The organism is Pseudomonas putida (assembly GCA_029953615.1).
GTDB lineage: Bacteria > Pseudomonadota > Gammaproteobacteria > Pseudomonadales > Pseudomonadaceae > Aquipseudomonas.
The window spans coordinates 962,465-986,744 of sequence record CP124529.1; the positions used below are offsets into that span (position 1 = coordinate 962,465).

Consider the following 24,280-nt stretch of genomic DNA (forward strand, 5'->3'; position numbering starts at 1 on the left):
TATCCCGATCGCAGCGAACCACTAGATATAGGGGTTCGTGCAAAATCACACACAAAAGTCAACCCGCAAAATCAAACGATTTTTCGGCTGAACTTCAAGTGATTTCAGCAGCCAAACCGCTCCTGCGGAGGCGACCGAGGCAAGCCCCTCCAGGGCCTTGTTCGGGTATGGGTGTGGCAGGCCAGGCCTGGCATCCATCAGCAACAGTTTTTGGGCACGGCCCAGAACCTTTGACTTCGGCCAGGGAGCGGCAAGCCATTGCCCCTTATTCCTGAGTCTGTCCCGAAGTCGGTACGCCCGCGCGGGCGGATGCGCATGCATTGCCCATCCCCGCCGGGCCATCGAGCAAGTGGACGGAACGGTGGGCGCCCAAAAGGCGCCTGAACAATATAGAAACTGTGGAGACACCCACCCATGCAAACCGACACAACTCGCGAGAACCCGCAGGCCAAGGTGCCGCAGGCCGCCGATTCCAACCAGGATCTGGCCGCCACCGCTCCCGGCCAACTGCGCGTGATCAAGCGTAACGGCACTGTCGTTCCCTACACCGACGACAAGATCACCGTTGCCATCACCAAGGCGTTCCTCGCAGTTGAAGGCGGCACCGCCGCCGCTTCGTCGCGCATCCACGACACCGTCGCGCGCCTGACCGAGCAGGTTACCGCCACGTTCAAGCGTCGCATGCCATCGGGTGGCACCATCCACATCGAAGAAATCCAGGACCAGGTCGAACTGGCCCTGATGCGCGCCGGCGAGCAGAAAGTCGCCCGTGACTACGTGATCTACCGCGAGCAGCGCGCCAAGGAGCGTGCCACCCGCGTCAACAGCGAGTCCGTGGTCGAGCCGCACCCGACCATCCGCATCACCCTGGCCGACGGCAGCCTGGCGCCACTCGACATGGCCCGCCTGAACACCATCATCAGCGAAGCCTGCGAAGGCCTGGCCGAAGTCGATGGCGACCTGATCCAGCGCGATACCCTGAAGAACCTGTACGACGGCGTGGCCATCAAGGACGTCAACACCGCCCTGGTGATGACCGCCCGTACCCTGGTCGAGCGCGAGCCGAACTATTCGTTCGTTACCGCCCGCCTGCTGATGGACACCCTGCGCGCCGAAGGCCTGGGCTTCCTGAACGTGGCCGAGAGCGCCACCCACCACGAAATGGCCGACCTGTACGCCAAGGCCCTGCCAGCCTATGTCGACAAAGGCGTCGAGTTCGAGCTGCTGGACCCGGCTCTGAAAGGCTACGACCTGGACCGCCTGGGCAAGGCCATCGACCACGAGCGTGACCAGCAATTCACCTACCTGGGCCTGCAGACCCTGTACGACCGCTACTTCATCCACAAGGATGGCGTACGCTTCGAGCTGCCACAGGTATTCTTCATGCGTGTGGCCATGGGCCTGGCGCTGGAAGAGAAAGACAAGGAAGCCCGTGCGATCGAGTTCTACAACCTGTTGTCGTCCTTCGACTACATGGCCTCGACCCCGACCCTGTTCAACGCCGGTACCCTGCGCCCGCAGCTGTCCAGCTGCTACCTGACCACCGTGCCGGACGACCTGTCGGGCATCTACCACGCGATCCACGACAACGCCATGCTGTCGAAATTCGCCGGTGGCCTGGGCAACGACTGGACCCCGGTGCGTGCACTGGGCTCCTACATCAAGGGCACCAACGGCAAATCCCAGGGCGTGGTGCCGTTCCTGAAAGTGGTCAACGACACCGCCGTTGCCGTGAACCAGGGTGGCAAGCGCAAGGGCGCCGTGTGTGCCTACCTGGAAACCTGGCACCTGGACATCGAAGAATTCATCGAGCTGCGCAAGAACACCGGTGATGACCGTCGTCGTACCCACGACATGAACACCGCCAACTGGATCCCTGACCTGTTCATGAAGCGTGTCTTCGATGACGGCAAGTGGACCCTGTTCTCGCCTTCGGAAGTGCCAGACCTGCACGACCTGACCGGCAAGGCCTTCGAAGAACGCTACGAGTACTACGAAGCCCTGACCGAGTACAACAAGATCAAGGTGTTCAAGACCATCCAGGCCAAAGACCTGTGGCGCAAGATGCTGTCGATGCTGTTCGAGACCGGCCACCCGTGGCTGACCTTCAAGGACCCGTGCAACCTGCGTTCGCCGCAGCAGCACGTGGGCGTGGTCCACAGCTCGAACCTGTGCACCGAGATCACCCTGAACACCAACAAGGACGAGATCGCGGTCTGCAACCTGGGCTCGATCAACCTGCCGAACCACATCGTCGACGGCAAGCTGGACACCGCCAAGCTGCAACGCACCGTGAACACCGCCGTGCGCATGCTCGACAACGTGATCGACATCAACTACTACTCGGTGCCGCAGGCGCGTAACTCGAACTTCAAGCACCGCCCGGTCGGCCTGGGCATCATGGGCTTCCAGGATGCGCTGTACCTGCAGCACATTCCGTACGGTTCCGATGCCGCCGTCGAATTCGCCGACAAGTCGATGGAAGCGGTCAGCTTCTACGCCATCCAGGCGTCCTGTGACCTGGCCGACGAGCGTGGTGCGTACGAGACCTTCCAGGGCTCGCTGTGGTCCAAGGGCATCCTGCCGCTGGATTCGCAACAGATCCTGATCGAGGCCCGTGGCGCCAAGTACATCGACGTCAACCTGGAAGAGTCCCTGGACTGGGCCCCGGTGCGCGAGCGCGTCAAGAAAGGTATTCGCAACTCGAACATCATGGCCATCGCGCCGACCGCGACCATCGCCAACATCACCGGCGTTTCGCAGTCGATCGAGCCGACCTACCAGAACCTGTACGTGAAATCGAACCTGTCGGGCGAGTTCACCGTGATCAACCCGTACCTGGTCCGCGACCTGAAGGCCCGTGGCCTGTGGGACTCGGTGATGATCAACGACCTGAAGTACTACGACGGTTCGGTGCAGCAGATCGAGCGTATCCCGCAAGAGCTGAAGGACCTGTACGCCACCGCGTTCGAAGTCGAGACCAAGTGGATCGTCGATGCCGCCTCGCGTCGCCAGAAGTGGATCGACCAGGCCCAGTCGCTGAACCTGTACATCGCCGGCGCCTCGGGCAAGAAGCTGGACGTGACCTACCGCATGGCCTGGTACCGTGGTCTGAAGACCACCTACTACCTCCGTGCCCTGGCCGCGACCAGCACCGAGAAGTCGACCATCAACACCGGCAAGCTCAACGCCGTTTCCAGTGGTGGCGACAGCGCCCCGGTCCAGGCAGCGGGCCCTGCACCAGTGCCGAAGGCCTGCGCGATCGACGAGCCTGACTGCGAAGCCTGCCAGTAAGGCCTGAGTGCCGCGCAGGGTGCCCATGGGTGCCCTGCGCGGCATTTTTGTATCTGCGCCCCGGAGAAACCTTGCCCTTTGCCCACTGTTCGCGCAGCTCGGTAAAAGGACAGGACCTCTCAAAAAAGGACGTAAGCCCATGGCGCGGAAAAAACTGGCAACTCGCAAGATCGGTCGCAATGCGGAAACCGGCCGCTTCACCTCGGTCGAAGAAGCACGCAGGCATCCCAAGACACACATTGTCGAAACGCTGCACCACTCACGCAGCTAGTGGTTGCCTGGCCTGGGCTCATCGCCGGCAAGCCGGCTCCCACGGTGCTAATCGCCCTCCGGCGTGACGCGGTATCTGTGGGAGCTGGCTTGCCGGCTATGAGGCCAGGCCGGGCAACACAAAACCTCGCGAAAACACCATATGGTGTGCCTGAAATTTAAACTGGCACAACATATAGGTTGACGCTAAACTCTTCCCCCGTAGAAAACTACACAGGATTTCGTGAACGGACGCACGTCAGACCGGTCGAAAAAGTTACCCTCGCCCGCCAGACACGCGCCCCGATCGAAGGCGAATTCCGGTATACTTCGCCCCCTCTGAAAAGGGCACCTATCAATTGTCCCTGGCCCCTCACGAAGGCCTGGCCAGGTACAAGCCAGAACACACCAGATGTAAACGAGAGTCAGCCTCTCGAGCTGTCCATTCGCCGTTACGGCCTTGCGTCAGGCATCACATTCTTAAAATCCAACCGGTTGCCCCAGGGCGACCCTCAAGCAGGAGCCAAACCATGCTGAGCTGGGACGAATTCGACAAGGAAGACGGCGAAGTAGCCGCCAAAGGCAACACCCCTGCGCAGGCTGCTGCCGCCGCTACCCTCGACAAGCTCGACAGCGCCGGTGGTGCCGCCGCCCTGGAAGCCCGTGCCGCCACCGCCGACGACTCCGACGCGGTCAAGCGTGCCAAGGCTGCCCTGAACGACCTCGACATCGCCGAAGGCCTGGCCGAGCTGGAAGGCTCCGGCGCCCGCGTGCGTGTTGACGAAAAGCGCATGATCAACTGCCGCGCCGACCTCAACCAGCTGGTACCGTTCAAGTACGACTGGGCGTGGCAGAAGTACCTGGACGGCTGCGCCAACCACTGGATGCCGCAAGAGGTCAACATGACCGCCGACATCGCCCTGTGGAAGAGCATGGACGGCCTGACCGAAGACGAGCGCCGCATCGTCATGCGCAACCTCGGCTTCTTCTCCACCGCCGACTCGCTGGTCGCCAACAACCTGGCCCTGGCCGTGTACCGCCTGATCACCAACCCGGAGTGCCGCCAGTACATCCTGCGCCAGGCCTTCGAGGAGGCGATCCACACCCACGCCTACCAGTACTGCATCGAGTCGCTGGGCATGGATGAAGGCGAGATCTTCAACATGTACCACGAGATCCCGTCGGTCGCGAAGAAAGCCGCCTGGGGGCTGAAGTACACCCGCGCCATCTCCGACCCGGAATTCAACACCGGCACCGTCGAAACCGACAAGGAGCTGCTGCGCAACCTGATCGCCTACTACTGCGTACTGGAAGGCATCTTCTTCTACTGCGGCTTCACCCAGATCCTGTCCATGGGCCGCCGCAACAAGATGACCGGCGTGGCCGAGCAGTTCCAGTACATCCTGCGTGACGAGTCGATGCACCTGAACTTCGGTATCGACGTGATCAACCAGATCAAGATCGAGAACCCGCACCTGTGGGACGCGGCGATGAAGGAAGAAGCGACCCAGATGATCCTGCAAGGGACCCAGCTGGAGATCGAATATGCCCGTGACACCATGCCACGCGGCGTGCTGGGCATGAACGCAGCGATGATGGAGGACTACCTCAAGTTCATCGCCAACCGTCGCCTGACCCAGATTGGCCTGAAGGAAGAGTACCCAGGGACTACCAACCCGTTCCCGTGGATGAGCGAGATCATGGACTTGAAGAAAGAGAAGAACTTCTTCGAGACGCGAGTGATCGAGTATCAGACTGGTGGGGCATTGAGCTGGGATTGATCATCCAGGCTGAGCATCGAGAAGGCTGCCAATTGGCAGCCTTTTTTATTGGCAGGGAAAAAGCCGAACAGGAAGCTTCCTGCACGGTTTTCATTATTACTTTTGCTCTGCGCCCACGAACCCGACCGGCTGAGCGGTGTGTTGGCCTGGGCGGCCCTCTTCGCGGGTGAACCCGCTCCCACAGGTACTGCGCTGGCTTCTAGTTCACGCTGCACCTGTGGGAGCGGCCGTGGCCGCGAACACCGGCGCAGCCGGTGCCATGCACTGCGCGGCGCGCATTCATGCAGAAGTCTCGCTACACCAGCAAAAATGCTACTTGGCAGCTTTCGCCGCCTGCCGGTTGGTCTTGCGAATGTCCCGGTAGCCCACCAAACGTACGCGCATTTCCCGGTAGCGCTGGGTGTTGATGACCAGCAAGGCCAGCAGCCCGAACAGTAAAACCGAGACGTAGCCGCCCATGTGCGGCCGGTAAGCGTAGCTCGGCAGCGCGGCCAACACGGCCAACCCGTTCAGGCCGACCAGCCCCCGCAGGCCCCAGGCGTATCCACGCACCAGCGCGATATGCGAAGCGGCGCTCACCGCCCATGCCAGCGCCAGTGCCAGCACCGACAGCGACCGGTCCGGACTACGCAGATAGGTGGAGAACACCAGTGACACACAGCCGCCGATGGCAAAGCAGGACAGCAGAAATTCGGCGATGAAAACGCCGAAATAGCGGGTAAGAAATCTTTGCAGTTCCTGCCCCTTTTGAAACTTCGATCCATTCATATGAGTAAGCGCTGTCATCCTTGAAAGCCGTGGTGCGCAGGTAGCTTACCTTGACAACCAGAAATGAATAAACCATAAAAAGCCGACTTCCAAGTGCCTGTCAGCGCGATATCACTTCGGCACTTTATGTAAGTTTCGCACCTGTGCGCGTTAGCAACTCCGCACAGGCACACGCCCTCACCCAGGGCCGATAGGAGATCGAAATCTGGTGAATGAATCGCCGTTGCTCTCGCTGTTCCCGCAGGCCAGTTCCGGGGAACTGAAATGAATCGTGTGTCCAAAACCCTGCCGACGCTGCTGGCTGCAATCGCTCTGAATGCAGGCGCGCAGGCGCCTGCCCCGTCATCGAATGCAGGGCCTGAAGTTACCCTTGCCGGGCACAAGCTTGCACTAGTGAACCACGAAGGTCGTTGCGCACTGCGCAGCTCCGATGCATCACTGCTACAGCTCGAAATGCCCTGGCCCTGCCAATTCAGCCCGGAACGGGATGGAGGCAAGCCTCGCGTGGAACAGTTCAATGGTGTGCAGATCATCATTGTCAGCCATGTGCAGCCAGCCCCGTCGCTGTCCGGGCGTTGCGATAGCCAGTACCAGGCTGTTCGCCAGATGGGCAACCGCCTCGAGCCTTCCATCCTGGCACGTGGCGCCAGTTGCTCGATCGGCCCCATGGACCAGAAGAACTTCGTAGGGCTGTTCGAGTGGTAAACGAAATCGCTGACTACCCGTCACTACGCCAGGTCGTCCGCCAGTGCAAAGGGGGGTTCCAGCCATGAAGAAAATCCTCTTGTCCCGACACGATCGCGGCTTCGGCCAGGTCGGTGGCGCGGCTTTGCTCAAGGACCTCTCCTTGTGGCCGACAAACCCGGAAACCGGCATGTTGATGACGCCCATCCTGACCCTGAGCGAGCGTTTCCAACCGGCCACGTTCGTCCCGCCAGGCATGGCGATCACGGTTTTCCTCGCCGTCGACCAATATCAGGATGGCAGTTTCAGCCGCCCCCTCCAGCGTCGCTATACGGTCAATCAACAGGCGGAGCTGCAAGACGTCATCAGCAGCGGCTTTGCCCGGGTCATTCTGCATGAACTCGCCAACCAGCCACTGGAACCTGGCAATCCCCCCTTGCTGCTGGAGCGAGCATTCATCGATTTTGAAGAGATGACCGACGAGGAGCATGACGAGGAACATCATGACGAGGACAGCGGGATCGGCCTGAGCAAGCCCAGCGGCAGGCCCTGCTGGCTGCAGGACCCGATTTACGAACCAGCGCGCTACATGTTCATGATGCAACTGGTAGATGCAGATGTGGCCGAAGCCAGCCCTCAGCATGTTGGGCTGTTCGGCGAAGGTATCGGCTATCTGTTCGTGGACATGCAGGCGCGCCGTGGCAAGCAAGGCGACGACGCCGGTTTCTTCTTCATTCAGTTCACCTAAACCATGAAAATTGTATTTACCGAAAAAGACAAAGGCCTCGGTCAGCTAGGTGGCAGCGTACGCATGGACGACCCAGGCCTGTGGCCTTTGGCACCCGACACCCAGGAGCCGATGACGCCTCTGTGTACGGTCACGGAAAACTTCCTGCCAGCTAAAATCTTCCCGCCCGGCATGGCTGCCACGGTATTCATCACCGCTCGAAAGCAGCGTGCCGGCGGCTTCAAACAGTCTGTCGTCAGCCGCTACTCACTTCATGAGCAAGCGGAGCTACCCGGTATCCAGAAGGGTTATGCGCGGTTCATTCTCCACCGGCTGTGCGAGGAGGAGTTACCAGCCCCGCCTGAAACGCTCTTGCTGGAGCGCCGTTATATCGACTTCGAGCCGATGACCGAAGAGGAATTCGCCGAAGAGCACGCTGACGAAGACTCCGGTCTGGGCATCAGCAAGCAACTCGGTCGAGCCGCCTGGATGCAAGATCCCATCTATGTTCCAAACCGGTACTTGCTCCTTTTGCAACTGACCGACTACGAAATCAGCCGCTGGGCTCCCCAGCAGGAAGGGATCTTCCTGGATGGCATCGGTTACATCTATCTGGACAAGCAAGCCCGGCGGAAAAACCAAGGCGACGAAGCCGGGTTCTTTTTCGTTCAGTACGCCTGAATGAAGTACCGATTTCAAACCCCTGTATCTCGCCCCTACAAGAACGGCAAGGGCTGAGGAGGCTCACCTGAAAATCTATCACCTGGACAACGCGCCAACACCCTGGGGCGACTGGGGCGCGGCTCTGGTCCAGGGTCTGATCGCCTGGGATGAAAACACCGACATGGACAGCATCAACCGCGCCGGGCCATACACGCCGGCTGCGTATATCCGTTCGGGTTCACTGGTGCTCACCCAGCCGGTCAAGGCAGCCCTGGAAAAAAGCGGTCTGAAGGGCATTAGTCGTTATGAGCACCTGGAGAAAACCCACATCGTGCACCTTGACTGGCTGCACTGGGACACCAGCAAGCCCATTACCGAATACCTGGACCTGGAGGGCGGGCCGGCTTCGATCATCGAGTCCCTGCCGCATGACCCGGAGCTTGCCAGACACATGCCGGAGTATTGGCAAGCATTCGTCATGGGCAAACTCAACCTGCTCAAGGACCCACAGCAAGAACCTGCTGACCTCGGCCTGTACCTCAAGGTGCTCAAGGCCGACGAGCAAGCCGATTTTTTCAAAGGTGATGTCTATCGAGGGTACTTTCTTAGCGAGCGAGCCAAAGCGTGGTTGGAGCAGCAATGCCCAGGTTGCTTTACATTCACCCTGCTCCGTTGAGCAGTTCAGTTGACAGGCCCTGAGCGCCTGCGCGGATAAGGCGTCACAGGCAGTCGAATCTTCACTCGTTGCGGGAAGGCAAGGCGGTTTCGGATCTTTTCAAACAGGCGGGATAAGAGAGGCCTCGCCCACGCCGACAAGGGGGTACGGCACAACGAGGTGCCGGGACTGGACATGCCAGTCTACGTGGTCGAGGGCGAGGCCAGTACTGAAAATAGCTGAGGGCAGTGATACTGTCCACTTCAATCCAGCTGCTGGGCCCGCAAATCCTGCGCCAGCATGTCGATAAAGGCCCTGACCTTGGACGAGCCGTATTTGCTCTCCCGGTGCAAGACATGAATCGGCCAGGGCGCCTCTTCATACTCGGCCAGGATCACCTGCAACTGCCCGCTGGCCAGTTCATCCGCCACCTGATACGACAGCAGGCGGGCAATCCCCAGTCCGCCGCTAGCGGCCGCTATGGCCCCGTCATTGCTGGTCACCGTCAGGCGGGGTTTCATGCGCACCAGGGTCGGCTCATCGGTCACCCCGAAGCGCCAGCCGGCTCGCGGCGACAGGTTGGGCGTGCCGATCACCACATGGCCCGCGAGGTCCGACGGGTGCTTCGGCACGCCATGACGCGCCAGGTAGCCAGGGGATGCACACAACATGCGCCGCACCCTGCCGACCCGTAGCGCTTTCAGGCCAGAGTCGGGCAAGGGACCGATGCGTACGGCCACGTCCATGCCCTCCTCGACCATGTTCACGATGCGATCGAGGAAGTAGGCGGAAACGTCAACCTCGGGGTACTGCTGCAGGTAGCGGACGATGCACGGCATGACGTACTTCTTGCCAAACAGGATCGGCGCGGTGACGGCCAGGTCGCCTTTGGGTGTGGCGTTGATGCCGGCAGCCGCTTCGTTGGCCTCGTGAATACTGGCGAGAATAAGCCGGGTGTCTTCCAGGTAGCGGCCACCGGCTTCGGTCAGGCGCACGCTGCGGGTGGTGCGCAGCAGCAACTTGACCCCAAGCTGCTCTTCCAGGGCGCTTACCGCGCGAGTGACTGCGGCCGGGGAGATGTCCAGACGGCGGGCAGCGGCGGCGAAGCTTTCCAGTTCGCCTACGGCGACGAACACCTTCATCAGGTGGATCTGGTCCATGCGGGCTCCTGGGTTTGTGAGGTGCCGGGATTATCTTTCATCTGGGCATTTTGTGGTTTTGCCAATACCGGCCCTTTCGCGGGCTTGCCCGCGAAAGGGCCGGGACTACCTTACAGATCCAGCACCAACGCCTGCGCCCCCTCCTCCACCCTCGCCGGCACGGCACAACAGATCAACACCGCCCCCGCTTCCGGCTGCTCGGCCGGGGGGGCAGGGTAATGCACCTGTCCGCTGACCAACCGGGTCTTGCATGTACCGCACGACCCGCCCCGGCAACTGAACTCCGGTGCCAGCCCTCGCGCCTCGGCCAGCTCCAGCAGCGTCCCGCTACCGGGCGCCCAGCGCGCCTCCTTGGCCGAAGCCGCAAAATACACTGGCACCGGTTCGCTGGCAGCGGGTGGCTGTTGCAGTGTGGGTTGGTCATCGTCGGTGTGCCGTCGGAGTGTCGACGGGCCGAAGGCTTCGGCATGGATCCGCGCATCCGGCACATGCACGCCGCGCAACCCTTCATACAGGTCCTGGGTAAAACTGCCCGGGCCGCACAGGTAGAAATCGTAGTCGTCCAGCGCCAGCGTCGCCTTGATCTGCTCGATACCCAACCGACCGGCGAACTCATAATCACGCCCCACCCGCGCATGCGCTTCCGGCTGGCTCAGGGCGCGGTGCACCTGCAGCAGACCACCAGCCTGTAGTCGCAAGCTCGCCAGTTCCTCACGGAACGGCAGGTCGGCCTGGCTGCGCGCACCATGGAACAGATGAATGCGTCGTGCCCGCCCGCTGTGCAACTGCTCACGCAGCATGGCAAGTAACGGCGTGATACCCACGCCCGCGCCGATCAGCACCAGCGGCCGTGTACTCTGCTGGTCCAGCGTGAAGCTGCCCATTGGCGGGCGCACGTTCAGCACATCGCCGGCCACAACGTGCTCATGCAGGTGCCGCGAAGCAGGGCCCTGGGCTTTGACGCTGATGCGCAGGTAGCCATCGGAGGGCGCGCTGGAGAGGCTGTAGGTACGGATCACCACCACCTCGCCATCGAGCCGCACTTGCACCGGAACATGCTGCCCTGGCGCAAAGGCCACCGCCGTGTCGCCCGGTGACTCAAGGTAGAACGAACGTATATCACGGCTCTCCTGCTCTACCCGCAGCACACGCCAGGCCTGCCATTGGCGCTGCCGCTGGCGTTGCTGCAGGCGTGCATCGGCCTCGGCCCAGGTGCCGGTCATCAGGCTGGTCGGCGCGTACTCCTTGAAGGCCCAACGCAGGGAAACAGCAGCCGGGCGCCACACCACCTGCTCGACCTCCAGCGCCCACAAGCGCTCAGCGCCCTCGAACGCCTGGATGGCGGGGCTGTCCAGCAGCAGCTCGGCATGCCCGTAAAGCTGCAGCACGTTGCCGTTGCTGAAATCGATGAACAGCAACCCTGCTTGCGGGTTAACCAGCAGGTTGCCCAAGGTATTGAAGTGCAGGTTGCCAGCATAGTCGGGAATGGTCAGGCGGTTGCCTTCGACCTTGACGAACCCGGGCCGCCCACCACGGTGGGAGACATCCACCGAGCGCTGGCCGTCGCCATGCTCGACATAGCTGGCGACAAAGAAAGTGTCGGCTGCCTGGATCATGCTGACAGCCGAGGCATCCAGTGCCGTCGCATCGACACGCCCTTGGGCGGGTTCCGCGACGCGAGTGTAGTCACGCAGCTGGATGTACTGCGGGCAGTTACCGAACGACTGCTCCACAGTCACCTGCAGTTGCCCGTCGCCGGCTTCACGGATCTGCCCGTTGAGGCGGTTGCGCCGGCGGGTATGCAGTTCGATACCCAACAGGCCGACCGCTTGCCCGGCAGACAGCCCCGGGGTAGCGGGATCGTCTGCCGGCAGTCGAGTGTCGATCGTCAGCTGGCGCGGGTCCGGCGAGCTGACGAAGCCTTCCGGCCCTTCCAACAGCGTCGCCCAAGGCCGTCCCAGTGCGTCTACGCTGGCGGCGACCATGAATGGCAACTGGTGATAGAAAATACGATGCTGGTCGGGCATGTAGTCACGAATGACCTTCTGCCCGAACGCCTCCATGCGCTCCGCGACACCGGCTTTTTCCTGCAGGGCCTTCTCTCCCGCATGCCAGGGCGAGGAGTGGTGGTCCGGGTTCTGTTGCATGGCGGCGTTCCTCGCAGTGGCGGAATGTCAGGCGCTGGTCTGCAGGCCGATCACGGTGCGTGGCATGGGCACGAAGCGCGGCAGCGCCTCGATCCGCGCCAGCCAGCCGCGCACGTTGGCATAGGGCTCCAGCGACACATTGCCCTCCGGTGCGTGGGCGATGTAGGAGTAGTTGGCGATGTCGGCAATGGTGGGTGTGCTACCGGCCAGGAAGGGCGTTTTGGCCAGCTCGGCGTCGATTACCTTGAGCAGGGTGTGGGCGCGAGCAATGACTTCGTCGGTGTTGAACGCTGCGCCGAATACGGTCACCAGCCGCGCCGCGGCAGGGCCGAAGGCCAGCGGGCCGGCAGCGACCGACAGCCAGCGCTGCACGCGGGCTGCGGCGGCGGGCTCCTCGGGGAGCCAGGTGCCGTTGTCATACTTTTTGGCCAGGTACACAAGGATGGCGTTGGAATCGGCGATCACCGTGCCGTTGTCATCGATGACCGGGACCTGGCCGAACGGGTTGAGGGCCAGGAAGTCCGGCTGCTTGTGCGCGCCTTTGGCCAGGTCGACGAATATCAGCTCGGTGGGCAGGTTGAGCAAGGACAGCATCAGTTCAATGCGATGGGCGTGGCCAGACTTGGGGAAGTTGTAAAGCTTGATCGGGTTCGACATGGGCTTGGCTCCTGGTCAGCACCGGAATGGGCTGATGGAGCACATGCTGCACCTGTTCGGCTGGGAGCAGAATCCGTGTGGTGGGGAAACCATAATTTCGCGAGGCGGAATAATCGCCGAGCCTGCCCGGGCCCGATCGCCGGCAAGCCAGCTCCCACAGGGGCTACAAAACCCTGAGGCCTTAGATTACCTGTGGGAGCTGGCTTGCCGGTGATGGGGCCGTTAGCGTCAATGCAGATGCAAGATCAGTGCAGTTTTGTTGAAATACCGGAACAACCCACGCACAGCCTCGACCACCTGCGGCACGCATGCCTGGATATCCGCTTCGCTCATCTGGTCCAGCAGCTCGAAGTTGTCCTCCAGCCCATGCAGCGAAATGGCCTTGAGCAGTTGGTCCTGCTCCGGCGGCAGCTCAGCCCAACCAGCGACCTGAGTGCCGCGCATGTAGCCAAAGCACCACTCCTCCATGATGATCACACTGCCCTCTTCGCCTTCGCCTTCTTCGAACAGCGGCTCAAAGTGGTCCACATCGTCGCCCAACTCCTCTGCCACCTGGCTGGCGTAGCGCAGCATCAACGCCGTATAGGCTTCTTCATGCGCCGGCTTCTTGAATTTCGGCACCTTGCCGCCGGCCACTACGGGCAGCCACTGCTCCGGCGTGACGGTGACTGGCGAGCTGGCCAGTGCAGTGAAAAAACCATTGAGCTCGGCCAGGTTGAGTACCGAGTAGTCATTGCCGTAGGTGATCAGCAGGTCTTCAAGGCGGTCGAGTTCTTTTTCGCTGAGTGCGGGGAGCATGGGCGGACATCCTGGGAAGCAAAAGTGTGTGCACCCTAGCACAGCAGCGCCCGAAGGGCTGCCCGCGCTTGCAGCTACGCGGGCAGATTGCTTAACGTGGCAACAAGCCATGCAACTGCTGCTGCCTGCCTGTGCCGATCAACAGCCACAGCAGAATGCGGCATTTGCGCGGGCAGAGCTGCCCGGCCATGTGTATCCCCTTGGCCTGGAGGTCGATCTCGGCCCCGGCAAAACCGTAGGAGGCCGAGGCTGTGGGACCACTGCCTGTACGGGTGGCAACAATCACAGGCAAGGTGGGCACAAGACAGCCGAGCACTTCGGACCAGCTACCGGAAACGTGGCCAGCGCCAAAACCGGCAATGACCAGTCCTTCGTAGCCCAGTGTCGCTGTGGCCTCCAACAACGCCGTGTCTGCATCCAGGCACGCTTCCAGCAGTGCAACCCGATGCTCGGTGCGTTGCGGCAATGGCAACACCTCTCGTGGCCCAGGCGGTTGACGATATACCACAACACCCTCCACAACATCGCCCAGCGCTCCGCAGCCGGGCGATTCGAATGCAGCTATCGCCAAACTGGCCGTCTTGCGAACCCTCGCGGCACAGTGGACCTGATCATTCATCAGTACCAGAACACCGCGCCCACGGCTGCTCGGCGCCAGGGCAACCCGCGCAGCAGCCAGCAGATTGGCCGGGCCGTCGTTGCCCGGCTGGCTGGCCGCGCGCATGGCTCCGGTCATCACCAACGGCGCATCGAACGGCCAGAGCAGATCGAGGAAATACGCCGTTTCCTCGAGGCTGTCGGTACCTTGGGTCAGTATCACCGCCTGCGCCCCGCGCTCCACCTCTCCCCGGGCCCAGGCCAGCACCTCGAGCAGCGCTGCAAAGCCCAACGAGGCACTGGGGAGCAGGCCCAGAGTGGCAACTTCAAGGTGGGCCATCTCGCGTAGTTGTGGCACTTTTGCCAGTTGCTCGTCGCAGTCCAGCTTTGGCCTTACCGCGTATTCGCGGCCACTTGCCTGCATGCTCACCGTGCCACCCAGGCTGGCGATCGAAAGCCTGGGCAGGCTTGTTTGCTCATTCATGCGCCACCTCCCGCAAGCATCCCAACCAGTGGCACGATCCCCAGCGTGCTGATGGCCATCGACAGCACATTACCGATATAGCCGTGCATGTAGGTCGGCAAGCGCTGAGTAATGGCTACCGCCAGCGGTGGAGCCACCAGCGCACCGAGCACTGCGCTGACCACAACCACTTGCCAGCTACCACCATGGGTAAGCACAGTGGCCGGGACGATAGAGACGATGGGAATGTAGGTGGGATACCAGCCGCGCACCTGCCACTGGCGACGCCAGAGCACGACCCCGACCAGTGACGCCAGCGCCTGCCCGGCGATCATCGGTATCAGCAGCAGCGAACCGTAGGCCGGCGCTCCGGGGGCCAGCATATAAGCCAGGAGCACGCCCAGTAGTAGCCCGAGGCTGGCCAGTTCATTACCGAAGAATGGCGCTTCGCTGAAATCGGCAAGCACACGACGCAGGGTCCACGCTACGCCGTAATCGGCTTGGGCCATAACGGGTTCGGACACGGCGGGCTTGTGGCTGGGCCGCACCCATGACGGAAAGCGCCGGCACAGCATGAACGCCAAAAGGCTTGCCAGCGCCATGCCACTCACGTTGCCGACGACCACCGGCAGCTGCAGGGGGTAGCACAGGTAGTTGACCATCAGCAGGCTGGCTGGTGTTACCAGCAGTGCCCCCAGCAGTGCACCGCTGATCGCCACCTGCCAGCCCGCGCCAAACAGCAGCACCATGGCCGCCGGCAATGACACGAAGGCAACGAAGGTCGGTTGCCAGGTGCCACTGGCCAAGGTCCATCCCCACAGCGCGTGGCTGAGCAGCAGGCCCAACAGCGAACTAGTGAACACCCATGGCCATAACCCGCTGCCGTAACAGATGGCAAAGCCCTGCCAGCGATACCTGCGCACATGCGCCCAATGCGCCAGGCCAGCCCCTAGCAGCAAGCCGAGGGCGGGCAGTTCATGCTTGTAGAAAGCCACCTCGCTGATATCACCGACTATCCAGCGCAGGCGGCTCAACGGCTGATCGAGCGTCGCCGCCATTTGTGCGTAGTCCGGCCATTGGCCGTGGGCGAGGCTGACAGCCAGCGGCACCAGCAGGCAGGCGAGGATCAACAGCGGCGCACGTTGCCGACTCGGGAAGAGTAGCGTTTTCATGGGCGACTCCTCAGCGCGGCATCGGGGCATGCAGGCGATAGCCAAGGGTCGCATCATAGAGGTCGGTGCGCCGGTCTCGTGGCAGATCATTGAGGTTGTTCCAGATTGGCGCCGAACGTGCACTGCTGAGGTCGACATCGGCGTAGAGAATGCCCTCCTCCTCTGCGCTGGCCACCTCACCGATGGGCCAGCCATTGGTACCGGCGATCAGCGAACAGCCCAGGAAGCGCCCGCCCCGCTCGTTGCCTATGCGGTTGGCGGCGGCAATGTAGACGTTATTGACGTGTGCCGCCGTCATGGTCAGGTAGGACGCCATGCAGCGCCCTGATTCATCGAACAGCGGTGGTGGGGTCCATACCCAGTTGTTCAGGCTGCAGATGATGTCGGCGCCTTGCGCGGCCATCAGCCGCGGCACCTCCGGGAACCAGATATCCCAGCAGATCAGCAGGCCGATACGGCCGATCGGCGTCTCGAACACGGGGAAGCCCAGGTTGCCAGGGGTGAACCAGAGCTTTTCCTGGTTCCACAGGTGGGCCTTGCGGTAATGCCCGAGCAGGCCTTCGGGGCCGAACAGTACGGCACTGTCGTAGAGCTTCAGCCCTTCGCGTTCGGCAAATCCCGCAGCCAGGTAGACCTGATACTCCCTGGCGAAATCCGCCCAGACTTTCAGGCTGCCACCTTCCTCCAGCGTTTCGGCATGGGCATAGGCCTCTGCGCGGGAGTGGAAGGTGTAGCCGGTGTTGGCCAACTCGGGCAGCACGATCAGGTTGGCGCCTTCACGCGCTGCCCGCCGGGCCAATGCCAGGCCTCTGCTCAGGTTACCGTCGCAATGCTCGAGCCCGACCTGAGGGTCGTACTGGATGACAGCGATGCGTACGGGGCTGACGGGGGTGCAATGTTCAGACATGGCGGCTTCCTTCTTATGGTTGTTTTGGAAGGGCGCCAGTAAAGCTGGGTTGGGCTGGGGAGTGACAGTCGGGGAGTTCCTATGGGATCGAAGGACAAGAGAAGTGTGCCAGTAGGAAACTTCCCACAAAAACTCCCGGATGCAGCTATTTCCCAGCTTGATAATGTGGGTAGTCGTTCAGGGTAAAGCCACCGTTGAAGGATGCCGATGTTCTGTTGCACAGGTTGATGACTGCATCAAGTGCCGTGCGTAAACACGGCTCGGTCCAGCCGGCGTCAACAGAGAAAGACTCTCCAGCCAGATACAACCCTGAACCGGCACTCAGATCACGGTTGTATTTCATCAGGCTCACTGCATCGTAATAGGTACCAGCCCGATACAACTTTGCGCAGCCAAGGGCGTTTCGGTCTGTCATCCAACGCTGTATGCGAATGTTTCGAGTATCGATATAAGGCGATATGGGTTCAGCCACGTTGCTGCAGCGAAGGAGGATCCGATCGAGTTCCTTCACGCACTTGACGCCCAGTTCTTCATCTGAGAACGCGGCCAGCTTCGTTGCATCGTCTTCCCAGGTGTAACTGAGCAGGATGCAGTCATCCGCGTAATGGTCGTTGTAGCGATAGGCATAGACATCGTGAACGAAACTGTCAGTGACCAAGATTTGCGGAAAGGCTGGGTTGCGGTCCAGGAAGCTCTTCTTCAGCGGAGCATAGACCTTGCAACTGGTCTCCCAATGAGCATGCTTCCAGGCATCCATGATGGTCTGCGGCAATATCTGACGGCTGAAACCTTCGAGGCAGATGTTGGTTTCGATCAGCCAGGAAGGGATAGTCAAGATCACACTGTCGAAGTCTTCGTATTGGACGTTATCCTGCACCGGATCACTGCAATGCCAACGATATCCGACCCGTACGCGCCCCCCTTCCAGCTTCTGTAGCGAACAGACCGAACTGTCGGTCAGTAGCCCATCATCTCGTTGTAGCAGATGATCATATAGTGAGGAACCGCTCATCCCGACGTTCAGAAACATGAGGCTTTCGTCCATCGCCGCAAGCCCGATATACGCTGGCGCCTGAAACATCAACCCTTTACTGTCAGGGATGCTGCTGGATTCAAGATAGGGTGCAGCGTAAGGCACACCGTCCTGATCAACACGCCCATGCACCAACTGCAAGTGACTGCTGAAGCCAAAGATTGCTGTGCGCAGCGGGTACAGGCAGCAGACGTCATAAAACGCTCCCCAGCTACCATCTCCAATACCGATTGCATAGAAGATGGCCGACTCGTCGCCACTCATGTCTAGACCGCCAAAATCACCAGGGTTTGCAGGGTCCCAAACCGTAAGAGCAGGTAAATGCACCAGATCTCTAAACGATAATCGATGATAGCGCTCGACGATCGCCGACCACATCGATTCCCAACCATAAGTGCCGTAAACCGCAGCAATACGCTCGGCGAACTGCTCCGCGAAATGGCGCCATTTATCGTAGACCTGCTGAAGCATCGCAGTGGGTGGTGGTGTCTTTCCTTCGGGATTGCGCCAGATCAACAGCTCTGGGCCTCTGTCACCCTCCAATTGCCCATCACGAAGATATATTCCAGTGGCATTCACCCAAGGTGTCCCGGGATTTGGAAAATCGGAGATTCGTAGCCTGAACAGCTTGGCGTAATAGGCCATAAGCGAACGCCCCTCTTTTGGGTGCTCACCAGTCCTGTTGAAGAACGGCATGCGCATGGCCCCCATTTCAAAAGGGGTTACAGGCTGCTTGTGATCTCCTGCGTTATTCACCAGCGTGAGGTGACGTCCACCCACACGTTGGGACTGCTCGATCAAGGTGATACGGGTAAAGCCGCAACGTAGCAATTCTCGGGCTGCAGTTAGCCCGGTAACACCAGCACCGACAATACAGATCCGGTGTTCCGGCTGAGTGGCGTATGCAACTCCACCCTCTTGTTCGAGTAGACGGCGGTAATCAAAGCAAAGATCAGGAGGGTTAGGGTAACGCGCAGCCCACGGCTTTACGGACAGGGATGGCTCGATAGCCAGATCGGCAGGATGGTTGTGTGTTGAGCCGATGGTCATGGTCTCGTGTTCTCAATGAATTGGGAACATGAGAGTGGTCAATCAAGAGGTGCGTCAGGAGGTTGTTAATTAGCACCAACCGGCCACCACAGATCGTGAGATATCTGTGGTGGCCGGGTTGATGTCAATAAAGCCGTTACGCCTTACACCGCCAGCGCGCGCTCACGCAGCTCGCTGTTGAGGATGCGGTCGTTCTCGCTGTAATCGACCGGGCAGTCGATCACGTGCACGCCCGGGGTCTTGATGCAGTGCTCGAGCAGCGGCAGCAAGCCTTCGGCGCTTTCCACGCGGTGGCCGTTGGCACCGTAGGCTTCGGCGTACTTGACGAAGTCCGGGTTGCCATAGTCCAGGCCGAAATCGGTGAAGCCCATGTTGGCCTGCTTCCAGCGGATCATGCCGTAGCCGTCGTCACGCAGGATCACCACGGTGATGTGCATGCCTAAGCGTACTGCGGTTTCCAGCTCCTGGCTGTTCATCATGAAGCCGCCGTCGCCGCACACCGAAATCACCGGGCGGTCCGGGTGCACCAGGTGCGCGGCCATGGCCGATGGCAGGCCGGCGCCCATGGTCGCCAGGGCGTTGTCCAGCAGCACGGTGTTCGGCCTGTGAGCCTTGTAGTTGCGGGCGAACCAGATCTTGTAGATGCCGTTGTCCAGGGCCACGATGCCTTCGGACGGCAGCACGCGACGGATGTCGGCAACCAGGCGCTGCGGGTAGACCGGGAAGCGGTTGTCGTCGGCCCCTTCGGCGATCTGCGCTTCGTTGGCTTCACGAATGGCCATCAGGCGGGTGAAGTCCCAGTGCGAAGTGTCGTTCAGCGCTTCGCTGATCTGCCATACGGCGTTGGCGATATCGCCGATCACTTCCACCTGAGGGAAGTACACGGCATCGACTTCGGCGGAGCGGAAGTTGATGTGGATGACCTCGGTGCCACCACGGACCATGAAGAACGGCGGCTTCTCGATTACGTCGTGGCCGATGTTGACGATCAGGTCGGCGGCTTCGACGGCGCGGTGCACGAAGTCACCGGACGACAGTGCAGCGTTACCCAGGAAGCGCGGGTGACGCTCGTCGACCACACCTTTACCCATCTGGGTGGTGATGAACGGGATGCCGGTCTTGTCGATCAGCTGCTTGAGGACCTTGGCGGTCATTTTACGGTTGGCGCCGGCGCCGATCACCAGGATCGGGTTACGGGCGTTCTGCAGTTTCTCTACGGCCGCTTCGATAGCCTTGTGCTCGGCCAGCGGGCGACGGCTCAGGCTAGGCGGGACCGGCAGGCTATCAGTCTGCTCGGCGGCGATGTCTTCCGGCAACTCCAGGTGCACGGCCCCCGGCTTCTCTTCTTCAGCCAGGCGGAAGGCTTCGCGCATGCGGGCCGGAATGTTGTCGGCCGAGGCGAACTGGTGGGTGTACTTGGTGATGGGATCCATCATGCCGCACACGTCGATGATCTGGAAGCGGCCCTGCTTGGACTTCTTGATCGGCTTCTGGCCGGTGATCATCATCATCGGCATGCCGCCCAGGTAGGCGTAGGCGCTGGCAGTAACCAGGTTGGTGGCGCCAGGGCCGAGGGTGGACAGGCTGACGCCGGTCTTGCCAGTCAGGCGGCCATAAGTGGCAGCCATGAAACCTGCGGACTGCTCGTGACGGGTCAGTACCAGCTTGATCTTCGACTTGCGCAGGGATTCGAGCAGGTCGAGGTTTTCCTCACCCGGAATGCCGAACACATACTCGACACCTTCGTTTTCCAGGCATTGCACAACGACATCGGCGGCCTTGGCCATCTTGCTTGCTACCTCAAGTGATGGGACGGTGGACGTCCGGAAATGCGCAGCACGGTACGCTGGCATCGCTCAGCCCAGGGCCAGGAGTGCCCCGAACCAAAGTCTTGACGTAGGGTGGGCTCGGGAAAGTCACGTGAGTGTGACGGGAATATTGTCGCAGCCTGGGTATTGCGCGCTCAGAGTGGGAGTTGTGGGAGCGGGCGAGTCGAGGCGTCGAACCGCAGCGAACACCGGGGTAGCCGGTGCCATGCACCGCGTCGCCTGCTTCGCCGGCTTGCCCGCTCCCACAGGTATTACGTAGGGCTGGAGATTTTTGCGCCACAAAGACAAAACCCCTACCTGCATGTGCAGATAGGGGTTTTGCGAAATGAATCTTGACGATGACCTACTCTCACATGGGGAAACCCCACACTACCATCGGCGATGCATCGTTTCACTGCTGAGTTCGGGATGGGATCAGGTGGTTCCAATGCTCTATGGTCGTCAAGAAATTCTGTTGCCAGAATGTCTGTTGAACACTCTTGGCTAATTCGGATATGTGATTTTGTGAAGTTGCGAACTTTCGGTTCTTTCGTCTTCACCACCACAATTTGGCTTTCGTGCGCAAATTGCTTGGGTGTTATATGGTCAAGCCTCACGGGCAATTAGTATTGGTTAGCTCAACGCCTCACAGCGCTTACACACCCAACCTATCAACGTCGTAGTCTTCGACGGCCCTTTAGGGGATTCAAGATCCCAGTGAGATCTCATCTTGAGGCAAGTTTCCCGCTTAGATGCTTTCAGCGGTTATCTCTTCCGAACATAGCTACCCGGCAATGCCACTGGCGTGACAACCGGAACACCAGAGGTTCGTCCACTCCGGTCCTCTCGTACTAGGAGCAGCCCCTCTCAAATCTCAAACGTCCACGGCAGATAGGGACCGAACTGTCTCACGACGTTCTAAACCCAGCTCGCGTACCACTTTAAATGGCGAACAGCCATACCCTTGGGACCGGCTTCAGCCCCAGGATGTGATGAGCCGACATCGAGGTGCCAAACACCGCCGTCGATATGAACTCTTGGGCGGTATCAGCCTGTTATCCCCGGAGTACCTTTTATCCGTTGAGCGATGGCCCTTCCATACAGAACCACCGGATCACTAAGACCTACTTTCGTACCTGCTCGACGTGTTTGTCTCGCAGTCAAGCGCGCTTTTGCCTTTATACTCTACGACCGATTTCCGACCGGTCTGAGCGCACCTTCGTACTCCTCCGTTACTCTTTGGGAGGAGACCGCCCCAGTCAAACTACCCACCATACACTGTCCTCGATCCGGATAACGGACCTGAGTTAGAACCTCAAAGTTGCCAGGGTGGTATTTCAAGGATGGCTCCATGAGAACTGGCGTCCCCACTTCAAAGCCTCCCACCTATCCTACACAAGCAAATTCAAAGTCCAGTGCAAAGCTATAGTAAAGGTTCACGGGGTCTTTCCGTCTAGCCGCGGATACACTGCATCTTCACAGCGATTTCAATTTCACTGAGTCTCGGGTGGAGACAGCGCCGCCATCGTTACGCCATTCGTGCAGGTCGGAACTTACCCGACAAGGAATTTCGCTACCTTAGGACCGTTATAGTTACGGCCGCCGTTTACCGGGGCTTCGATCAAGAGCTTCGCTTGCGCTAACCCCATCAATTAACCTTCCGGCACCGGGCAGGCGTCACACCCTATACGTCCACTTTCGTGTTTGCAGAGTGCTGTGTTTTTAATAAACAGTCGCAGCGGCCTGGTATCTTCGACCGGCATGGGCTTACGGAGCAAGTCCTTCACCCTCGCCGGCGCACCTTCTCCCGAAGTTACGGTGCCATTTTGCCTAGTTCCTTCACCCGAGTTCTCTCAAGCGCCTTGGTATTCTCTACCTAACCACCTGTGTCGGTTTGGGGTACGGTTCCCAGTTATCTGAAGCTTAGGAGCTTTTCTTGGAAGCATGGTATCAACCACTTCGTCGCCTAGAGGCAACTCGTCATCAGCTCTCGGCCTTGAAATCCCGGATTTGCCTAAGATTTCAGCCTACCACCTTAAACCTGGACAACCAACGCCAGGCTGGCCTAACCTTCTCCGTCCCTCCATCGCAATAACTGGAAGTACAGGAATATTAACCTGTTTTCCATCGACTACGCTTTTCAGCCTCGCCTTAGGGACCGACTAACCCTGCGTCGATTAACGTTGCGCAGGAAACCTTGGTCTTTCGGCGTGCGAGTTTTTCACTCGCATTGTCGTTACTCATGTCAGCATTCGCACTTCTGATACCTCCAGCAAGCTTCTCAACTCACCTTCACAGGCTTACAGAACGCTCCTCTACCGCGTCATCAAAGATGACACCCGTAGCTTCGGTGCATGGTTTGAGCCCCGTTACATCTTCCGCGCAGGCCGACTCGACTAGTGAGCTATTACGCTTTCTTTAAAGGGTGGCTGCTTCTAAGCCAACCTCCTAGCTGTCTAAGCCTTCCCACATCGTTTCCCACTTAACCATGACTTTGGGACCTTAGCTGACGGTCTGGGTTGTTTCCCTTTTCACGACGGACGTTAGCACCCGCCGTGTGTCTCCCATGCTCGGCACTTCCAGGTATTCGGAGTTTGCATCGGTTTGGTAAGTCGGGATGACCCCCTAGCCGAAACAGTGCTCTACCCCCTGGAGTGATACATGAGGCGCTACCTAAATAGCTTTCGAGGAGAACCAGCTATCTCCGAGCTTGATTAGCCTTTCACTCCGATCCACAGGTCATCCGCTAACTTTTCAACGGTAGTCGGTTCGGTCCTCCAGTCAGTGTTACCTAACCTTCAACCTGCCCATGGATAGATCGCCCGGTTTCGGGTCTATACCCAGCGACTAAACGCCCTATTAAGACTCGCTTTCGCTACGCCTCCCCTATTCGGTTAAGCTCGCCACTGAATATAAGTCGCTGACCCATTATACAAAAGGTACGCAGTCACCTAACAAAGTAGGCTCCCACTGCTTGTACGCATACGGTTTCAGGTTCTATTTCACTCCCTCTCCGGGGTTCTTTTCGCCTTTCCCTCACGGTACTGGTTCACTATCGGTCAGTCAGTAGTATTTAGCCTTGGAGGATGGTCCCCCCATATTCAGACAAAGTTTCTCGTGCTCCGTCCTACTCGATTTCATTGACAAGAGATTTTCGTGTACGGGGCTATCACCCACTATGGCCGCACTTTCCAGAGCGTTCCACTAATCTCAAATCAACTTAAGGGCTGGTCCCCGTTCGCTCGCCACTACTAAGGGAATCTCGGTTGATTTCTTTTCCTCAGGGTACTTAGATGTTTCAGTTCCCCTGGTTCGCCTCTTGCACCTATGTATTCAGTACAAGATACTCAGCTTGTGCTGAGTGGGTTCCCCCATTCAGAGATCTCTGGATCACAGTCTGTTTGCCGACTCCCCAAAGCTTATCGCAGGCTACCACGTCTTTCATCGCCTCTGACTGCCAAGGCATCCACCGTATGCGCTTCTTCACTTGACCATATAACCCCAAGCAATCTGGTTATACTGTGAAGACGACATTCGCCGAAAATTCGCATGTTGCGCTTTCGCGCAGAACTCACAAATTTTACCTTAGCCTGATTAACCAGCAGTGAAACTGGTCATCAGTCTATATCTATCACATATCCGAATTTTTAAAGAACGGTCTGACAAA

The 24,280-nt window shown here is 59.7% G+C and carries 17 protein-coding genes and 2 rRNA genes; 7 read left to right on the forward strand and 12 right to left on the reverse strand.

Annotated features, from left to right (window positions below; genetic code table 11):
* The first annotated feature begins 414 nt into the window (after window positions 1-414).
* The 3 genes from QIY50_04430 to QIY50_04440 all read left to right on the forward strand — a co-directional run bounded on the left by QIY50_04430 (window position 415) and on the right by QIY50_04440 (window position 5,324).
* Entirely contained in the window at window positions 415-3,294 is a 2,880-nt protein-coding gene (locus QIY50_04430; protein ID WGV21498.1) for a ribonucleoside-diphosphate reductase subunit alpha, read from the forward strand.
* Window positions 3,295-3,319: 25 nt separating this feature from the next.
* Window positions 3,320-3,565 carry a hypothetical protein gene (locus tag QIY50_04435; GenBank protein ID WGV21499.1) on the forward strand — a complete coding sequence of 82 codons (246 nt, stop codon included), beginning with the start codon at window positions 3,320-3,322 and terminating at the stop codon, window positions 3,563-3,565.
* Between the two features lie 508 nt (window positions 3,566-4,073).
* Window positions 4,074-5,324 carry a ribonucleotide-diphosphate reductase subunit beta gene (locus QIY50_04440; protein ID WGV21500.1) on the forward strand — a complete coding sequence of 417 codons (1,251 nt, stop codon included), beginning with the start codon at window positions 4,074-4,076 and terminating at the stop codon, window positions 5,322-5,324.
* A 312-nt stretch (window positions 5,325-5,636) separates the two neighbouring features.
* Here the strand turns inward: QIY50_04440 and QIY50_04445 are convergent, their stop codons facing one another.
* The gene (locus QIY50_04445; protein ID WGV21501.1) at window positions 5,637-6,092 is read right to left on the reverse strand and encodes a hypothetical protein; all 456 of its coding nucleotides are present in this window, start codon (window positions 6,090-6,092) and stop codon (window positions 5,637-5,639) included.
* 504 nt (window positions 6,093-6,596) lie between these two features.
* Between QIY50_04445 and QIY50_04450 the strand changes: the two genes are divergently transcribed.
* The 4 genes from QIY50_04450 (at window position 6,597) to QIY50_04465 (ending at window position 8,842) form a co-directional block, all read left to right on the forward strand.
* Complete coding sequence (locus QIY50_04450) at window positions 6,597-6,797, forward strand: hypothetical protein (protein ID WGV21502.1); 201 nt, start codon at window positions 6,597-6,599, stop codon at window positions 6,795-6,797.
* 64 nt (window positions 6,798-6,861) lie between these two features.
* On the forward strand, window positions 6,862-7,524 hold the full coding sequence (locus QIY50_04455; GenBank protein WGV21503.1) for a hypothetical protein: 663 nt from the start codon (window positions 6,862-6,864) through the stop codon (window positions 7,522-7,524).
* A gap of 3 nt (window positions 7,525-7,527) precedes the next feature.
* Complete coding sequence (locus QIY50_04460; GenBank protein ID WGV21504.1) at window positions 7,528-8,184, forward strand: hypothetical protein; 657 nt, start codon at window positions 7,528-7,530, stop codon at window positions 8,182-8,184.
* A gap of 163 nt (window positions 8,185-8,347) precedes the next feature.
* The gene (locus tag QIY50_04465; protein ID WGV21505.1) at window positions 8,348-8,842 is read left to right on the forward strand and encodes a hypothetical protein; all 495 of its coding nucleotides are present in this window, start codon (window positions 8,348-8,350) and stop codon (window positions 8,840-8,842) included.
* Between the two features lie 242 nt (window positions 8,843-9,084).
* On the opposite strand, the gene QIY50_04470 is transcribed toward QIY50_04465, so the two are convergent.
* From QIY50_04470 to QIY50_04520, 11 genes are all read right to left on the reverse strand, one after another.
* Window positions 9,085-9,981: a LysR family transcriptional regulator gene (locus QIY50_04470; protein ID WGV21506.1), complete on the reverse strand. Its 897-nt coding sequence runs from the start codon at window positions 9,979-9,981 to the stop codon at window positions 9,085-9,087.
* Between the two features lie 110 nt (window positions 9,982-10,091).
* A complete protein-coding gene (locus QIY50_04475) occupies window positions 10,092-12,128 on the reverse strand; it encodes a pyridoxamine 5'-phosphate oxidase family protein (GenBank protein WGV21507.1) in 2,037 nt (678 codons plus the stop codon).
* 27 nt (window positions 12,129-12,155) lie between these two features.
* Window positions 12,156-12,785, reverse strand: coding sequence for a glutathione S-transferase (locus QIY50_04480; GenBank protein ID WGV21508.1), 630 nt, complete (start codon window positions 12,783-12,785; stop codon window positions 12,156-12,158).
* Between the two features lie 228 nt (window positions 12,786-13,013).
* Window positions 13,014-13,583 (reverse strand): UPF0149 family protein, encoded by a 570-nt coding sequence (locus QIY50_04485; protein WGV21509.1) that lies wholly within the window; start codon window positions 13,581-13,583, stop codon window positions 13,014-13,016.
* Between the two features lie 91 nt (window positions 13,584-13,674).
* Window positions 13,675-14,664, reverse strand: a complete 990-nt coding sequence (locus QIY50_04490; GenBank protein WGV21510.1) for an asparaginase — start codon at window positions 14,662-14,664, stop codon at window positions 13,675-13,677.
* Window positions 14,661-15,815, reverse strand: coding sequence for a hypothetical protein (locus QIY50_04495; GenBank protein WGV21511.1), 1,155 nt, complete (start codon window positions 15,813-15,815; stop codon window positions 14,661-14,663). The genes QIY50_04490 and QIY50_04495 overlap by 4 nt, the downstream gene beginning before the upstream one ends.
* Before the next feature lie 10 nt (window positions 15,816-15,825).
* A complete protein-coding gene (locus QIY50_04500; protein ID WGV21512.1) occupies window positions 15,826-16,722 on the reverse strand; it encodes a nitrilase family protein in 897 nt (298 codons plus the stop codon).
* 145 nt (window positions 16,723-16,867) lie between these two features.
* Entirely contained in the window at window positions 16,868-18,805 is a 1,938-nt protein-coding gene (locus QIY50_04505; GenBank protein ID WGV21513.1) for an FAD-dependent oxidoreductase, read from the reverse strand.
* A gap of 143 nt (window positions 18,806-18,948) precedes the next feature.
* Window positions 18,949-20,592, reverse strand: coding sequence for an acetolactate synthase large subunit (locus tag QIY50_04510; GenBank protein WGV21514.1), 1,644 nt, complete (start codon window positions 20,590-20,592; stop codon window positions 18,949-18,951).
* Window positions 20,593-20,964: 372 nt separating this feature from the next.
* Window positions 20,965-21,080 (reverse strand): 5S ribosomal RNA (gene rrf, locus QIY50_04515).
* 135 nt (window positions 21,081-21,215) lie between these two features.
* Window positions 21,216-24,106: ribosomal RNA gene (locus QIY50_04520) — 23S ribosomal RNA — on the reverse strand.
* Window positions 24,107-24,280 lie beyond the last annotated feature (174 nt).

Bases quoted from the DNA above. Each gene is read 5' to 3' on its own strand.
- QIY50_04430 (WGV21498.1), top strand. From the start codon at position 415: ATGCAAACCGACACAACTCGCGAGAACCCGCAGGCCAAGGTGCCGCAG.
- QIY50_04435 (WGV21499.1), top strand. From the start codon at position 3,320: ATGGGTGCCCTGCGCGGCATTTTTGTATCTGCGCCCCGGAGAAACCTT.
- QIY50_04440 (WGV21500.1), top strand. From the start codon at position 4,074: ATGCTGAGCTGGGACGAATTCGACAAGGAAGACGGCGAAGTAGCCGCC.
- QIY50_04445 (WGV21501.1), bottom strand. From the start codon at position 6,092: ATGAATGGATCGAAGTTTCAAAAGGGGCAGGAACTGCAAAGATTTCTT.
- QIY50_04455 (WGV21503.1), top strand. From the start codon at position 6,862: ATGAAGAAAATCCTCTTGTCCCGACACGATCGCGGCTTCGGCCAGGTC.
- QIY50_04460 (WGV21504.1), top strand. From the start codon at position 7,528: ATGAAAATTGTATTTACCGAAAAAGACAAAGGCCTCGGTCAGCTAGGT.
- QIY50_04465 (WGV21505.1), top strand. From the start codon at position 8,348: ATGGACAGCATCAACCGCGCCGGGCCATACACGCCGGCTGCGTATATC.
- QIY50_04470 (WGV21506.1), bottom strand. From the start codon at position 9,981: ATGGACCAGATCCACCTGATGAAGGTGTTCGTCGCCGTAGGCGAACTG.
- QIY50_04475 (WGV21507.1), bottom strand. From the start codon at position 12,128: ATGCAACAGAACCCGGACCACCACTCCTCGCCCTGGCATGCGGGAGAG.
- QIY50_04480 (WGV21508.1), bottom strand. From the start codon at position 12,785: ATGTCGAACCCGATCAAGCTTTACAACTTCCCCAAGTCTGGCCACGCC.
- QIY50_04485 (WGV21509.1), bottom strand. From the start codon at position 13,583: ATGCTCCCCGCACTCAGCGAAAAAGAACTCGACCGCCTTGAAGACCTG.
- QIY50_04490 (WGV21510.1), bottom strand. From the start codon at position 14,664: ATGAATGAGCAAACAAGCCTGCCCAGGCTTTCGATCGCCAGCCTGGGT.
- QIY50_04495 (WGV21511.1), bottom strand. From the start codon at position 15,815: ATGAAAACGCTACTCTTCCCGAGTCGGCAACGTGCGCCGCTGTTGATC.
- QIY50_04500 (WGV21512.1), bottom strand. From the start codon at position 16,722: ATGTCTGAACATTGCACCCCCGTCAGCCCCGTACGCATCGCTGTCATC.
- QIY50_04505 (WGV21513.1), bottom strand. From the start codon at position 18,805: ATGACCATCGGCTCAACACACAACCATCCTGCCGATCTGGCTATCGAG.
- QIY50_04510 (WGV21514.1), bottom strand. From the start codon at position 20,592: ATGGCCAAGGCCGCCGATGTCGTTGTGCAATGCCTGGAAAACGAAGGT.